The organism is Delftia sp. DS1230 (assembly GCF_040112715.1).
Taxonomy (GTDB): domain Bacteria; phylum Pseudomonadota; class Gammaproteobacteria; order Burkholderiales; family Burkholderiaceae_C; genus Comamonas; species Comamonas tsuruhatensis.
The window spans coordinates 4,305,118-4,320,495 of sequence record NZ_CP157763.1 but is presented as its reverse complement, the minus strand read 5'-3'; the positions used below and the strand labels follow the sequence as shown (position 1 = coordinate 4,320,495).

Annotated in this window: 8 protein-coding genes and 1 pseudogene; all 9 read left to right on the top strand. The window is 66.1% G+C overall.

Annotated features, from left to right (window positions below):
• Nucleotides 1-93 precede the first annotated feature (93 nt).
• The 9 genes and pseudogenes from AAN986_RS19495 to AAN986_RS19455 all read left to right on the top strand — a co-directional run bounded on the left by AAN986_RS19495 (nt 94) and on the right by AAN986_RS19455 (nt 15,335).
• The gene (locus AAN986_RS19495; protein WP_349335442.1) at nt 94-4,773 is read left to right on the top strand and encodes an RHS repeat-associated core domain-containing protein; all 4,680 of its coding nucleotides are present in this window, start codon (nt 94-96) and stop codon (nt 4,771-4,773) included.
• A gap of 283 nt (nt 4,774-5,056) precedes the next feature.
• Nucleotides 5,057-5,498: pseudogene (locus tag AAN986_RS19490) on the top strand (RHS domain-containing protein); the annotation flags it as partial.
• A gap of 1,154 nt (nt 5,499-6,652) precedes the next feature.
• Nucleotides 6,653-7,939, top strand: a complete 1,287-nt coding sequence (locus AAN986_RS19485) for an SGNH/GDSL hydrolase family protein (protein WP_047218305.1) — start codon at nt 6,653-6,655, stop codon at nt 7,937-7,939.
• A 103-nt stretch (nt 7,940-8,042) separates the two neighbouring features.
• Nucleotides 8,043-8,561: a sigma-70 family RNA polymerase sigma factor gene (locus tag AAN986_RS19480; protein WP_043792729.1), complete on the top strand. Its 519-nt coding sequence runs from the start codon at nt 8,043-8,045 to the stop codon at nt 8,559-8,561.
• Between the two features lie 17 nt (nt 8,562-8,578).
• Complete coding sequence (locus tag AAN986_RS19475) at nt 8,579-9,583, top strand: FecR domain-containing protein (protein ID WP_047218360.1); 1,005 nt, start codon at nt 8,579-8,581, stop codon at nt 9,581-9,583.
• A 163-nt stretch (nt 9,584-9,746) separates the two neighbouring features.
• On the top strand, nt 9,747-11,561 hold the full coding sequence (locus AAN986_RS19470) for an ABC transporter ATP-binding protein (protein WP_047218306.1): 1,815 nt from the start codon (nt 9,747-9,749) through the stop codon (nt 11,559-11,561).
• Complete coding sequence (locus AAN986_RS19465; RefSeq protein ID WP_047218307.1) at nt 11,555-13,372, top strand: ABC transporter ATP-binding protein; 1,818 nt, start codon at nt 11,555-11,557, stop codon at nt 13,370-13,372. Before AAN986_RS19470 ends, AAN986_RS19465 begins: the two co-directional genes overlap by 7 nt.
• On the top strand, nt 13,369-14,373 hold the full coding sequence (locus AAN986_RS19460; RefSeq protein ID WP_016449633.1) for an iron chelate uptake ABC transporter family permease subunit: 1,005 nt from the start codon (nt 13,369-13,371) through the stop codon (nt 14,371-14,373). Before AAN986_RS19465 ends, AAN986_RS19460 begins: the two co-directional genes overlap by 4 nt.
• The gene (locus tag AAN986_RS19455) at nt 14,373-15,335 is read left to right on the top strand and encodes an iron chelate uptake ABC transporter family permease subunit (RefSeq protein WP_017405488.1); all 963 of its coding nucleotides are present in this window, start codon (nt 14,373-14,375) and stop codon (nt 15,333-15,335) included. Before AAN986_RS19460 ends, AAN986_RS19455 begins: the two co-directional genes overlap by 1 nt.
• Nucleotides 15,336-15,378: the final 43 nt, after the last annotated feature.

The following is a 15,378-nucleotide window of genomic DNA, read 5'->3' as shown; positions in this document are numbered from 1 at the left end:
TCCACCCGGAATGAGGCAATGTGAAGCAATTGCCGCCCTGGATACAGCGATACAGTGCGACTGCGCCATCAAGTCCACTCAGGAGAAGTCTGCATGAGTGGCAAACCCGCAGCCCGTATCACCGACAGCGTCGTCAAGGGCAAGATCGTCACCGGCTCGCGCACCGTGCTCATCGGCAGCCAGGGCGGCCTGGCCTGCTCCGTCTGCCCGGACGGCATCACCGTCGGATCCCCTGTGAACCCCCAGCTCGGCGCCAAGGTCCTGCGGGGCGCAGAAGACCTGGACTTCGCCCTGCCATCGGCTGCGCTGCCTGTGGCCTGGCAGCGCCAGTACAGCAGCTACGTCAACCCCGAGCACGGCGCTGCCTGCGGCCTGCTGGGCCATGGCTGGCACCTGCTGCAGGAGCTCAGCATCCGCCTGCAGGACGAGGCCACCTTACTGCTGGATGCCAGCGGCCGCGTCATCACCTTCGACCAGCCCCTGGCGCCGGGCGGCCAGCTGCACAGTGCCAGCGAAGACCTCTGGCTGCTGCGCGGCGGCAGCACGGAGCCGGACGGCGGCACAGCGCCTTGGGCGGCGAACCCACGCTGGAGCCATGTGGAACAGGCACTGGTGCGCAACCCCGAAGCCATCCTTGCGGTCAGCGGCGATGGCGACACGCTCTGGGGCTTTGGTCCTGCGCCCGGTGAACCTGTCGATGGCCCTTGGCGCCTCATGGCCCAGATCGACCGCTTCGGGCGCCGCCAGCTCTACCACTACAGCGACGGCACCCCGCCCGAGGCCGGCCACAGTGCGAGCAAGGACCCCATCCCCGCAGGCCGCCTGGTCTCGCTGAGCGACGGCACAGGCCGGCGCTACCGGCTGCTGCACCAGCGCATCCATGGTGGCAAGGATGCGCAGGGACTGAACGGACTGTGGGGTGCCGACGACGGCTGGCGGGTCACAGGCGTGGACCTCACACAGGACCCGTTGCACCCCCTGTCCACCCCCATCGCCCTCGTGCGCTACGGCTACAGCAGCGCAGGCGACCTCATCACCGTCCACGACCGTGCAGGCCAGCTCGTGCGCGAATTCGAATGGGACCACCACCGCATCAGCGCCCACCGCCATGCCAGCGGACCCTGGCACCGCTACCGCTACGAGAGCGCCCAGCCCGGCGCACGCGTCATCGAGCACAGCAACCAGGAAGGGCTCAGCTACCGCTTCGACTACCTGGCCCAGCCCCCGGGCCCTGACGGCCAGCCACGCGCCGCCACCCGCGTCAGCGACAGCCTGGATCGCATCGAGACCTACTACTTCGAAGGCGCAGCGGGCCTGTCGCGCCTCATCGCCCACCACAAGGCCGATGGCAGCCGCTGGCTGCAGGCCTACGACAGCTTCGGCCGGCTGGCTTCGCGCACCGACCCGCTGGGGCGCAGCGTCCACCTCAGGCGTGATGGCCAGGGCCGGCTCATCGGCGTGCAACTGCCCGACGGGCGCAGCACCCAGCAGGAACACGACGAAGCCACCGGCCGCCTGCTGCAAAGCACTGACACCGCAGGGGCCACCATTGGCTACGAATACGACAGCTGGGGACGCCTCACCCAGATCACCCAGGCCGACGGCAGCACCGAGCGCTACCACTACCCCGACCCCCAGGAAGCGCCGCTCACCTGCGACAGCCCCTGGCGCATCGAAGACGCCCAGGGCGGCAGCAAACAGCTGGCCTGGAGCGACGCGGGCCAACTGCTCAGCTACACCGACTGCTCGGGCCACAGCACGCACTACCACTACGACCGCTGGGGTGCGCTCATCGAAGTGGGCAACGCCCTGGGCCAGCGCCAACGCCACCAGCGCGACGGCCAGGGCCGCATCGTGGCCAGCGAACTGCCCAACGGCCAGATCGAGCGCTACCACTACGACAGCGCAGGCCACCTCACGCGCATCGAACCGGCCCAGCCCCCGCTCACCCCTCTCATGGGGGGGCAAAGCCCTGCTGCACCGGCCGCCGACCCCAGCATCCACCTGCGCTACGACCTCTGGGGCAGGCTGGTCCAGCGAACACATGGTGGCCTCACCCTGGCCTTCGAATACGACAGCGCCGGCCGCCTCACGCGTCTCGTCAACGAAAACGGTGCGCAAAGCCGCTTTGCCTGGGACGCGCTGGACCGGCTCGTGCAGGAAGAAGGGTTCGACCAGCGGCTGCAGCGCTACCGCTGGGATGCGGCAGGCCAGCTCATGGAAGCCACGGACGGCAACGCTGCACGGCAAAGCAGCAGCCACTACCGCTGGGACGAAGGCGGCAGATTGGTCGAACGCCAGCTGCCCGCCACGGCCCATGCGCCCGCACAAACCCACCGCTACGAATGGGATGCGGCCGGGCGCCTCACGGCGGCCAGCGTCTGGCAACACAGCACCGCAGACAACGACAACGGCCTCATCGCCCAACTGCAAAGCCGCATAGCACTGGAGCGCGACGCGCTGGGCCGCATCACTGCAGAAGTGCAACAGCTGTACCGGCCCGGCAAGGACGGGAACGGGGGCGCAGAGCAGATCGAATACGAACACCGCATCGCCCACACCCTGGATGCGCTGGGCACACGCCAGCACAGCCAGCTGCAAGGCCTGGGAGAGATTGCCTGGCTCACCTACGGCTCAGGCCATGTGCACGGACTGCAGCTCAACGGAGCCAGCCTCATCGACTTCGAACGCGACGCCCTGCACCGCGAAGTCCGCCGCAGCCTGCACCCACCCACTCCCGCAGCAGAAGCAGACGCAGACGCACACCACCTCCTGCAGGTGCAACGCCAATGGGACAGCATGGGCCGCCTCACGGCCCTGGGCACCACAGGCCTGCAAAGCACGGAAGGCAGGGATCACCTCGTCCAGCCCCTCATCGGCCAGATCCTTGGCCGCCGCTACCACTACGACAGCCTGGGCCAGCTCGTTGCCATCGAACAGGCCGGCGCCCCGAGCCAGGCCGCACAACTGCTGCGCTACGGCTACGACAGCGCCGGGCGCCTCAGGGCGGCCACCGACAGCCAGGACCCCCAGACCACCGCCCGCTGGCAGATCGACCCTGCCGGCAACCGCCTGCCCGCGTCCGGTGCGTCCGGCGCCCCCGGTCATGCCAGCCCTCAGGACAACTGGGCCGCCCAGGTCCACGCCCACTGGCGGCACACCGACTTCAACCTCATGGGCCTGGGCCACCTTGCAGGCCAGCGCCAAGGCCCCGTGCAGCGCTGGGAAGACAACCGCATCGGCTTCACCGAAGACTGCGTCTGGCGCTACGACCCCTGCGGCAACCGCATCGCGCAAATGCAGGCGGACCACAGCCAGCAGCAACTGCACTACGACGGAGCCCACCAGCTCATCGCCGTGCGCAGCAGCCAGATCCAGGCCAACGCAGAGCAGTTGCGCCACCACAGCCGCTACACCTACGACGCCCTGGGCAGGCGCCTGAAGCAGCAGGTCGAAAGCGCGGACTCCACAGAATCCACCCGCACCCACTACTACGGCTGGGACGGCGACCGCCTCATCCACACCGAACGCCTGCAGGGCGGCGACGACACCCGCTACATAGAGCACACCATCTACGAACCGGGCAGCTTCACCCCCCTGGTGCGCCTGAGCACCACGGCCAGCGGCGACCCGCAAAGCGAGCCCCACCTGCTGGTGCAAGCCATCACCGCAGGCCTGCCCGACCCGGACGACCCCAACCACACGCCGGCCCTGGCCCTCATGCAAACCATGCTCGACGCCATGCCGCGCGACATGCAGCAAGACGCCGCCCGCCACCTGCGCCACACCCTGGAGCACGGCCTGCCGCCCAGTGCCCAGGCCATGCTGGGCGAACAGGCCGAAAGCACCACCCGCCTGCTCAGCGGCATGCAGGCCAAACTGCAGGACCAGGAAAAAGAACAGCACGCCCGCATCGCCATCCACCACTACCACTGCGACCATCTGGGCACGCCCATGGCGCTGACGGACCAGACCGGCCAGGTGGTCTGGGCCGCAAAGCTGGATCCCTGGGGCAATGTGCTGCAGGAGTACAACCCGCAAGGCATCCACCAGGCGATCCGGCTGCCGGGGCAGCACCATGACAGGGAAACGGGGCTGTATTACAACCGGCATCGGTATTACGATCCGGTGGTGGGGAGTTATATCAATCAGGATCCGATCGGGTTGATGGGGGGATTGAATATATATTCTTATACAGGTGGGGAGCCGATTAGCAGAATAGATACTTTAGGCCTTTCATTTTTTGCATCATTGCCTTCCTTGCCGCAAGGGGTCGTTGACTTTTCGGCAGGAATGGGCGATGGGATATTGAGTACTATGAGTTTTGGATTACTTAAAGGTCAATCTCTGCGTGACTCTTTGGGGGTGGATGGCGGAATTGACAAATGTACAGGTGCATACAAGTCAGGTGTTGTGACCGGCGCAGCGGCAACACTTGCCACTAACGCGGTAGGTGCAATTCCAAAAACACTTACACACTTCACAACTGAAGCGGGAGCAGCAGGTATCGCACAGTCGGGGATAAAATCCTCAAGTGCTGGATTATTTGGTGCTGGTAAATACGCATCCTCAGTGGGGGGATATCCAAGGAATCCTTTTGTGCCACCTGGTTCTGCCATACCGGTGGCTATTAATAAAACGACTGGTTATGTAAGAGCGGTGCCGGGAACATTTGTCCAACCAACCACGGGAGGAGCAACTCAGCTGGTCGCTATGAATGCTGGTTATGGGGCTGTTGCAAATCAAAATAATTTTACTTGTCAATGCAAATAACCATATGATCATAAAAATCTCAAAGAAAAAATACCAGATTGTTTTGATGTTAGGAAAAATATTGGGGATAATTTTCTTCTTTGCTGGCGTTGGAATGTCTATTGTTGCAGACAATAGATGGTTTTTTCTGATTGGGGTTCTTCTGGCGTGGATTTTAAATTATCCAATAATCAGGGGTGTATTGGCGGAGGAGGCAGATTAGTGGGGTATCAGGGTGAAGGATCCACTGAGATTTCTGAAAATCTCATCGTTTGACTTTGCGATATAACTCTTATTTAGTGCCGTGCAGCAAGACGCTGCCCGCCACTTGCCCCACACGCTGGACCTGCCGCCCGGCGCCCAAGCCACGCTGGGTGAACAGGCAGACAGCACCCACACGCCCGCTGGGCAGCATGCAGGCCCAGCTGCAGGAACAGGAAAAAGAACAGCACGGCCGCATCGCCATCCACCACTACCACTGCGACCATCTGGGCACACCCATGGCCCTGACGGACCAGAACGGCCAGGTGGCCTGGGCCGCGAAGCTGGACCCCTGGGGCAATGTGCTGCAGGAATACAACCCGCAGGGCATCCACCAGGCGATCCGGCTGCCGGGGCAGCACCATGACAGGGAGACGGGGCTGTATTACAACCGGCATCGGTATTACGATCCGGTGGTGGGGATTTATGTCAATCAGGATCCTATTGGGTTAAGCGGCGGCATGAATAAAAGTATCTATCCATTGATTTCATTACAAAAAATTGACCCATTAGGGTTATGGGCTTCCCAGAAAGGCGCATACGTGCATCAAAGAGCCGGTTATTTGGTTTTTGGCAAAGAGATAAGTCAATCACAATTGTCGGCCGTCGCAAGAGGTCATGTGTGGGCCGATAGCGCTGAGCACCAAACGCCGGAGTTTAGTCATATGCACGCGATGCGACGCCCCGGTCAGACCAAAGCAGGGGCATGTGCCGCCACAAATAAATTTATAAAAAATGAATCGCAGAAAGCGCTGAACGCCAAAAAATCTGGCGATATGGACTCAGCACTATTCCATTTCGGCGCGGCATTGCACACTATACAAGATGCGACGTTCCCATTTCACTCGGGTTTTCAACTGTGGACTGGACAAGAGAGTGCTGCGGAAATTCTTATTCATATAGGCAAGGAATCGATTGTCCCCAGTAAGGATAGCTCTCTATTTGAGAGTGCAAAGAAGGCGTGGGAAGCATTTAAATCCGGCGACATAAATGGATTCACCTGCCCCTGTAAATAAAATGAGGAATTACAGTTTCATAGCATGCACAGCATTTATGTGGCCCGCTACCTGCTGGGCATCAGGCGATATATCTGCCATCTATTTAATTTCAGTAGATACGCTGGTTTTTATATTCTCAATATATTGCGTAACAAAAATCAAATGTACGAAGAATAAAGTATATGCAATGGCATATATTTTCCTTCTATTTCTTTTTAAGAGCATTATTAATTTCAAAATACCTTTTATTGATAATAAATTTTCCATAATAACATCAACTTGTATTTTTGTTATAACAAGTGTTTGCATCATCATCCGTTTCAAGAAATAGTATATATACAAAATATACTATGGAAAGCTCCGTCTAAAATTGGTGATAAAAAAGCGCCACGGCGCACAGCACAAAGCAAGTTCAGTTAAATGCAGCCTAACTTCAAGGGCAGGAAAAGAATGGCAACGGCGCATCGCCATTCCCTGCCGTCCCTGCGACCATCTGGGCACGCCAAACCCATCCTCGCTGCCAAAGCACAGCACAGGCCTCATCGTGAATTAAATTCACAGATGGTGTTCCAGCAGACCGTCTAGTCCCGCGCAGCCCTTGAATCCATGATCCCGCCATCGACAGACATCGGATTCCTTGCATGCTGCAACTTTTTCCATCGCTTTCCACGGCCTCGGGCGCGGCCCTTCTGGCGCTTGTGATTTCCACGCCAGCCATGGCGGATTCAACGGCGCCGGCGGGTTCGGCTGGAGTCTCCCACTGGGCTGCCACGTGGCAGGCCAGCCCGCAGCCGGTCTGGGGGGCGGACTTCCTCTTTCCCACCAACCTGCCCGCTGTGCTGCAGGACCAGACCGTGCGCCAGGTGGCACGCATCAGCCTGGGCGGGCCGCGCCTGCGTATCGTGCTGTCCAACGCCTACGGCGGCCAGCCTGTGACCGTGGGCAGGGCGACCGTGGCAAAGCCGTTGCCGGAGGGCGCCATTGACGCTGGCAGCCTGCAGGCCGTGACTTTTGGCGGCAGCGCGCAAGCCACCATTGCCGCAGGCGCATCCCTGGTCAGCGACCCTGTGGCCTTGCCGCTGGCCTCGCTGTCGCAGGTGGCCGTGAGCCTGTACCTGCCCGGTGCCACGCCTGTGCAGAGTTTTCACTGGGATGGGCGTCAGACCGGCTGGATCGTGGCGGGCGACCAGTCCGCGGCTGCGGCGCTGCGGACTTCGGACCCTGGCGCAATCAGCAGCACGGCCCGCCCGCTGTTGGCGGGCATAGAGGTCGAGGCAGAAGCTGCGGCGCCCGTGGTAGCGGTGATGGGCGACTCCATCACCGACGGTGCCACGGCCAGCCTGGACAGAGACAGCCGCTGGCCGGATTTCCTGGCCGCGCGCCTTGCGCCGCACGGCGCGGCGGTGGTCAATGCCGGCATCTCGGGGGCGCGCCTGCTGTCCGATGGCATGGGCGAGCATGCCCTGGCGCGGCTGGAGCGTGATGTGCTGGCCCAGCCCGGTGTGCGCAGCCTCATCGTGCTGCTGGGCATCAACGATATTTCCTGGCCCGGCACGGCCTTTGCGCCGCGGGCGCAGCGCCCCACGCTGCAGGACATGGCAGAGGGCTATCGCCAGCTGGTTGCCAGGGCGCGCAGCCACGGCCTGCGCGTGATCGGCGCCACCTTGCCGCCTTTCGAGGGCGCCTTGCCAGGCACGCCGCTGGACGACTACTACCAGGACGGCAAGGACGACCTGCGGCGGCAGGTGAATGCATGGATACGGTTGGGCGGCGCCTTCGATGCCGTGCTGCGCGACAGCGCCCACCCGGCACGCATGGCGGCGCGCTTCGACTCGGGCGACCACCTGCATCCTGGCGACGAAGGCAACCGCGCCATGGCCAACGCGGTAGACCTGAACGCCATACTGCCCGGCCTGCCGCAGCGCTAGTGCGTCGCGGCGGCGGGGGCTGGCTTCCATATAAAATGCAAATGGTTCTCATTTGTCATACGTCCCCGGCGTGCCTGCGCCCTGGGGCACAGGGAGGGGTACTGTGGCCGCCGCCGAGTTTGCGCTTCAGCAACAAGTCGAAATTCTCTACACCGATCACCACGGCTGGCTGCGCGGCCTGCTGCGCCGCAAGCTGGGCAATGCCTTTGATGCGGCCGATCTGGCGCACGACGTCTACCTGCAGTTGCTGCGCACGGGCCGCGTTCCCCCGGCCGATGAGCGCCGCCGCCATCTCACCCAGATCGCCAATGGCTTGGTGATCGACCTGTACCGGCGCCGCCGCGTGGAGGCGGCCTACCTTGAAGCCCTGGCCCTGCTGCCCGAGCAGATGGCTCCCTCCGAGGAAGCCCGCGCCCTGGCGCTGGAGGCCCTGGTCGAGATCGATGCCGCACTGAACGGCCTGCCGCCCAAGGCGCGCAAGGCCCTGCTGCTGTGCAAGCTCGATGGCATGGCCTACCGAGATATCGCGGCCGAGCTGGGCGTGTCCGTGTCCTCGGTGGAGAAATACATCGCTGCCGGCCTGCTGGCCTGCTACCAGGCGCTGCACGGCCCGGTGTGCTGAACGGCCGGCCCGCCCGCATGTCCTCATCACCGGCATCGCCCGACGCCTCCAGCGAGCTGCTGGAGCCGGCCATTGTCCAGCGCGCCGCCGAATGGATGGCCCGGCTGTGGGCTGACGACGCCAGCGATGAAGACCGAGCCGCCTGCGTCCGCTGGCGGGCCGAGCATCCCCGGCATGAGCTGGCCTGGGGCCGCCTGCAGGCCTTTGACGACAAGCTGCGCAGCGTGCCCGGCGGCATCGCGCGGCATACGCTGGCGGACACCTCCGCTGCGTCGCCTGCGTCCCGGGGCCGCCGCCGTGCCATGCAGTTGCTGGGCCTCATGGCCACGGCCGGAGGCATTGCCCATGTGGTGCGCGGCACCGATGCATGGCAAATCGCCGCCGCCAGCCATGGCACGGCGCGCGGTGAAGTCCGAGAGATCACGCTGCCGGATGGCACGCAGGTGGTGCTGGCCTCGGCCTCGGCCATCGACCTGCGCTTTGACGAGGCCGAGCGCCTGATCCTGCTGCGCGCCGGCGAAATCCTCGTCACCACCGCGCCCGATCCGCAAAGCACACCGCGCCCGCTGCGCGTGCGCTCGCGCCACGGCACGGTGCAGGCCCTGGGCACGCGCTTCACGCTGCGCCAGGAAGATGAGCAGTCCCGCGTGGCCGTGTTCGAGGGCGCGGTGGAGGTGCGTCCTGCCAGGGCGCCGGGCCAGGTGGTGCGCGTGGATGCGGGGCAGGGCGCCGTCTTCACTGGCGAGCAGGCCCGGGCTCCTGTGCCTGCGCAGGAAAGTGCCGCCGCCTGGGCGCGCGGCGTGCTGGTGGCCGACAACATGCCGCTGGGCGAGCTGGTGGCCGAACTGGCGCGCTACCGCACGGGCCTGCTGCGCTGCGACCCGCAGGTGGCCGGCCTGCGCGTCACGGGCGTGTTCTCGTTGCGCGACACCGACCGCGCCCTGCACAACCTGGCCCTGGGCCTGCCTGTGCAGGTGGTCTCGCGCACGCGCTACTGGGTCACGGTGCAGGCGGCGGGCTGAGGCTTCTTTCATCGCGGCGCCTTCCCCGTTTCTCGGAACCCGTTACCGGCTGATTCAACTTTCTGCCCCTGGGGATTGAGGGTTTGGCGTTCTCGTTCGGAAGACAGGCAAGAGCCCTTGTTTTCTGTTCTTTTCTGTTCCGCCATGCCTTCCAGGAGAACCCATGCACTCACCCGAGGCCGATGACGCCCAGGCCGGCCCCGGCCCCATTGCGCAGACGCTGCAGCCCATCCGCGCGCAGCTTGTTCTTGCCGCGCTGCTGTCGTTTGCGGGCGCCGTGCTGGCGCTGGCGCCGCTGGCCGGCATCGCCCACATCGCGCGGCTGGCGCTGGCCGATGGCGGCATGGTGGCGGCAGATGCCTGGCACGTCATCGCGCTGTGCCTTGTCTGCCTGTTCGCGGGCATGGCCCTGGTGTCGGCGGGCGAGCTGGTCGCCCATCTGGCCGACAACCGCCTCACCCACGGGCTGCGCCTGTCGGCCATGCAGCGGCTGGCGCGTGTGCCGCTGGGCTGGTTCACCGAGCGGGCCTCGGGCCAGGTCAAGCAGGCCATGCAGGACGACGTGGCCACCCTGCACGAGCTGACCGCGCACTTCTACACCACGGTGGGGCGCGGCGCGGGCACGGTGGCCGCTTCTGCGGTCTACTTGGTGGCCATGGACTGGCGCATGGCCCTGGTCTCGGCCCTGCCGTTCGGCATCTTCTTTCTGGTGATGCGCCACGCCATGCAGGCCAGCGGCGCCCACATGCCGGCCTTTGGCGCGGGACTGGCGCGCATCAACAACGCGGTGGTGGAGTTCGTGCACGGCATTCCCGTGGTCAAGGCCTTTGGCGCCAGCGGCCGAGCCCATGGCAGCTACCGCGAGGCCGTCGATGGCTTTACCGATGCCTTCCTAGGCTTTGCGCGTCCGCTGGTGTCGGCGCGCGCCAATGCCAATGCGCTGATCGCGCCCGTGGCCGTGCTGGGCGTGGTGCTGGCCTTTGGCACGCTGTTCACGGCCCTGGGCTGGATGGCGCCCGTGGACGTGCTGCCCTTTGCCCTGGTGGCGCCGGGCATCAGCGCGCCGCTGCAGCTGCTCAGCTTCAACCTGCATGCGCTCAATCACGCCACGGGCGCTGCCCAGCGCGTGCAGGCGCTGCTGCGCACGCCCGTGCTGGAGCAACCGGCCGCCGATCAATGCAGGCTGCCCCAAGGCTGCGAAGTCCGCTTCGAAGGCGTGGGCCATGCCTACGAGGCGGGGCATGACGTTCTCAAGGGCATGGATTTCACGCTCAGGCCCGGCACGGTGACCGCCGTGGTCGGTGCCTCGGGCGCGGGCAAGTCCACGCTCGCCCGGCTGCTGCTGCGCTTCTTCGACCCGAACGAAGGGCGCATCACGCTGGGCGGGGTGGACCTGCGGCAGGTCGAGACCGCACAGCTCTACCGCCACATGGCCTTTGTGCTGCAGGACGTGCGCCTGGTGCATGCCAGCGTGCGCGAGAACATCGCACTGGGCCGGCCCTCGGCCAGCGCGCAGGAGGTGGAAGAAGCGGCGCGCGCCGCCCACATCCATGAACGCATCCTGGCGCTGCCGCGCGGCTATGACTCCGTGATCGGCGAAGACGCCCAGTTGTCCGGCGGCGAGCAGCAGCGCGTGAGCATTGCGCGCGCCGTGCTGCTGGATGCGCCCGTGCTGGTGCTGGACGAGCCCACGGCCGCTGCCGATGCCGAGAGCGAGGCCGCCATCCAGGAAGCCCTGTCGCGCCTGGCCGCCGGACGCACCCTGCTGGTCATCGCTCACCGGCTGGACACCGTCATGCATGCGGACCAGATCCTGGTGGTGGAAGGCGGAGCCATCCGCGAGCGCGGCCGCCATGCCGAGCTGCTGGCGCTGGGCGGACGCTACGCACGGTTGTGGGCGCTGGGCGGGTACGAATCACAGCCCTCCCAATCCCTGCCTTCCACCCCCGCCCTGGCCCCGGAGCTGCCCCCATGCTGAAGACCCTGATGCAACTGCTGGGCGACGACGCCCGGCTTTTCCGCCGCTATGCCTGCATGGCCGTGCTGCATGGCCTGCTCAGCGGCCTGGTTGTCACCGCTCTTGTGCCCGTGCTGTCGCGCCTGCTGGCAGGCGATACGCGCGGCGCCGCGGCCTGGCTGGCCGTGCTGCTGGCGGGCGTGGTGCTGTGCTGGGCCTGGCAGCGCCAGGTGGAAAAGGCCGGCCTGGGCCTGGGCGCCGCCGTTCTGCGCGTGGCGCGCCACCGGCTGGGCGACCATGTGGCCCGCCTGCCCGTGGGATGGTTCACCCCCGAGAACACGGCCCGGCTCAACCACGTTGTCTCGCAGGGAATGATGGAGGTGGCCCAGCTGCCGGCCCATGTGTTCACGCCCGTGTTCAGCGGCGCCGTGGCGCCCGTTGCCGTGGTGGCCGCGCTGTGTGCCATGGACTGGCGCATGGGCCTGATTGCGCTGCTGGCGCTGCCGCTGCTGGCAGGCGTGCTGCTGGTCACCGCGTACCTGGGCCGCCGTGCCGACGAGCGCCTGCAGCGCAGCATGGCCGGCGCCAGCCAGCGCATGGTGGAGTTTGCGCAGGCGCAGTCCGTGCTGCGCGCCTTCAATGGCGAAGGCGGCGGCACGCGCTGGCTGGAGCAGGCCCTGGGCCGGCAGCGCGCATCGGGCGCGCAATCCATCCGCTTGGCGGCGCTGTCGGGCGTGCTCAACGGCTGGGCCTTGCAGGCCGTGTTTGCGGCCCTGCTGGTGGCCGGCGCGCTGTGGCTGGACGAGCGCCTGGGCGGCGTTGCAGCACAGGGCATGGGCATGGGAATGGAAGCCGCCATCCCCGTGATCGTGGCCCTGCTGCTGGCCTGCCGCCATGTCGATCCGCTGCTGGAGGTGGCCGGCTACGCCGACTCGCTGCGCGCCGCGCGCGTGCAGCTCGATGCCGTGCGCGACATCCTCGCGGTCCAGCCGCTGCCCGAGCCTGCCGTGCCCCAGGCGCCGCGCGATGCCTCGGTGGAGCTGCGCGATGTGGTGTTCCGCTACGCGCCGGGCCAGCCCGAGGTGCTGCGCGGCCTGAGCCTGCGCGTGGAGCCGGGCTCGATGACGGCGCTGGTGGGGGCCTCGGGCTCTGGCAAGTCGTCCGTGCTGCGGCTGATCGCACGCTTTTTCGATGTGCAGCAGGGCAGCGTTCTGGTGGGCGGCATCGACGTGCGCCAGATCGCGGGCGAGCGGCTGGCCGGGCAGATCAGCCAGATCTTCCAGGACAGCTACCTTTTCCAGGGCTCCATTGCCGACAACATCCGCATGGGCCGCCCGCAGGCCAGCGATGCCGAGGTGATGGAAGCCGCCCGCCAGGCCGGCGTGGCCGAAATCATCGAGCGCCTGCCGCAGGGCCTGGACACGCCGGTGGGCGAGGGTGGGGCGCGCCTGTCGGGCGGCGAGCGCCAGCGCATCGCCATCGCGCGTGCGCTCATCAAGGATGCGCCCATTTTGCTGATCGACGAGGCCACGGCCGCGCTGGATGCCGAAAACCAGGCGGCCATCGCCCAGGCGCTGGCGCGGCTGCGCGGCCGGCGCACGCTGATCGTGATTGCCCACCAGCTGTCCACCGTGGCCATGGCCGACCAGATCATCGTGCTGGACCAGGGCCGCGTCAGCGAGCAGGGCACGCCGCAGCAGCTGGCACAGGCGCCGGGCCTGTACGCGCGCTTTCTGGCGCGGCGGCGCGCCGCCAAGGGCTGGCGCATTGCGAGAACGCGCACGGTAGCGGGCACGGGCACGGGCACGGGCACGGGTGAGGACCTCCGTTGAGCGAGCCTGCGAAGCCAAAGACCGGGACGCAGGTCCCGCGCCTGGCGCCGTGGCTGCTGCCGTTTGCCGCGCTGTGCTGCGCCTCCGTGCTCACCGGCGCGCGGCAGGTGGAATGGGGGCAACTGCTGTCGCTGTCGGGCGATGCCTGGCTCACCCTCACGGCCAGCCGCCTGCCGCGCCTGGCAGCGCTGGTGCTCACGGGGGTGGGGCTGTCGGTGTGCGGCGTCGTGCTGCAGCAGATCGTGCAGAACCGCTTTGTGGAGCCTGCTACCTGCGGCGGTCTGGACGCGGCCAAGCTGGGCATTCTGGTGTCGCTGACGGTGGCGCCCGCCTCGGCCTTCACCTCGGGCGCGTGGGGCGTGGCCTGGCGCATGGTGTTCGCGCTGGTGTTCTGCCTGGGCGCCAGCCTGCTGTACGTGGCCATCATCCGCCGCATGCGCCTGCGCAACCTGGTGCTGGTGCCCGTGGTCGGCCTGATGTACGGCAGCGTGCTCAGCGCCATTGCCGAGTTCCATGCCTTCCGCCACAACCTGCTGCAAAGCATGCAGGGCTGGCTGCTGGGCGACTTCTCGCGCATTGTGCAGGGCCACTACGAGATCATCTACCTCATCGTGCCCATCGTGGTGCTGACCTATGCGTTTGCGCACCGCTTCACCGTGCTGGGCATGGGCGAGGGCATGGCCACCAGCCTGGGGCTGAGCTATCCGGCGCTGGCCACGCTGGGTCTGGTGCTGGTGGCGGTCACCGTCTCGGCCACGGTCATCACCGTGGGCGCCATTCCCTTCGTGGGCCTGGTCATTCCCAACCTGGTGGCCATGCGATGCGGCGAGAACCTGGGCCGCACCCTGCCCATCGTCGCGCTCAGCGGCGCCTCGCTGCTGCTGGCCTGCGACATCGTGGGCCGGCTGATCATGCACCCCTTCGAGGTGCCGATCGGCCTGACGGCGGGTAGCGTGGGCGGCGTGCTGTTCCTCGTGCTCATCCTGCGCAGAAGGCCGTGATGCGCAAGGCCTTGCCTCACACCACCGCGTGGATTGCGGCTGCCTTGGTGGTGGCCGCGCTGGCGGCCTGCTTCGTGCTGCTGGGCTCGGGGCTGGACTTCGGCTACGTCATTGCACGGCGGCTGACGCGGCTGTCGGCCATCGTCATCGGCGGCATCTGCATTGCGCTGTCGTCCATCGTCTTCCAGACGCTTGCGGGCAACCGCATCCTCACCCCCGCCATCATGGGTTATGAGGCGGTCTACCTGCTGCTGCAGGCGCTGCTGGTGCTGGCCATGGGCGTGCAAAGCCTGGTGGTGCTGGGCCCCAGCGGCAACTTCTGGCTGTCGGTGGCCTGCATGCTGGGCTACTCCTGGGCCCTGCACCGCTGGCTGCTGGGCGGGGGGCGCGACAACGTGTACTTCCTGCTGCTGCTGGGCCTGGTGCTGGGCATGGTGATAGGCACCTTCACGCAGTTCGTGCAGCTGCGCATCAGCCCCGGAGAGTTCTCTGTGCTGCAGGGCTACAGCTACACCTCGTTCAACCGCGCCCGGCCCGCGCAGCTGCTGTGGTCGGCGCTGATCGTGGCCGTGGCCTGCGTGATCGTGCGGCGCAGCCTGCCCGTGCTGGACGTGCTGGCCCTGGGGCGCGAGCAGGCCATCTCGCTGGGCGTGCACTACCAGCGCCAGCTGCGCCTGCAGCTGGCGCTGATTGCCGCGCTGGTGGCGGTGTCCACCAGCCTGCTGGGGCCCACGGCCTTCATGGGCATCTTCGTGGCCCACATCAGCTATGCGCTGGCGGGCACGGCGCGCCACCGGGTCACGCTGCCGCTGGGCTGCGCCGTGGCCGTGTCCATCTTCATCGCGGCGCAACTGGCGGTGGAGCATGTCTTCAACTACCGCACCTCGGTGGGCATCCTCGTCAACCTGGTGTGCGGCAGCTACTTCCTCGCGCTCATGGTGCGCGGGCGCGGCCGGGCCTGAGCCGAGCACCGGCGCCACCAAAAACAGTCAAGCAATGCATGCC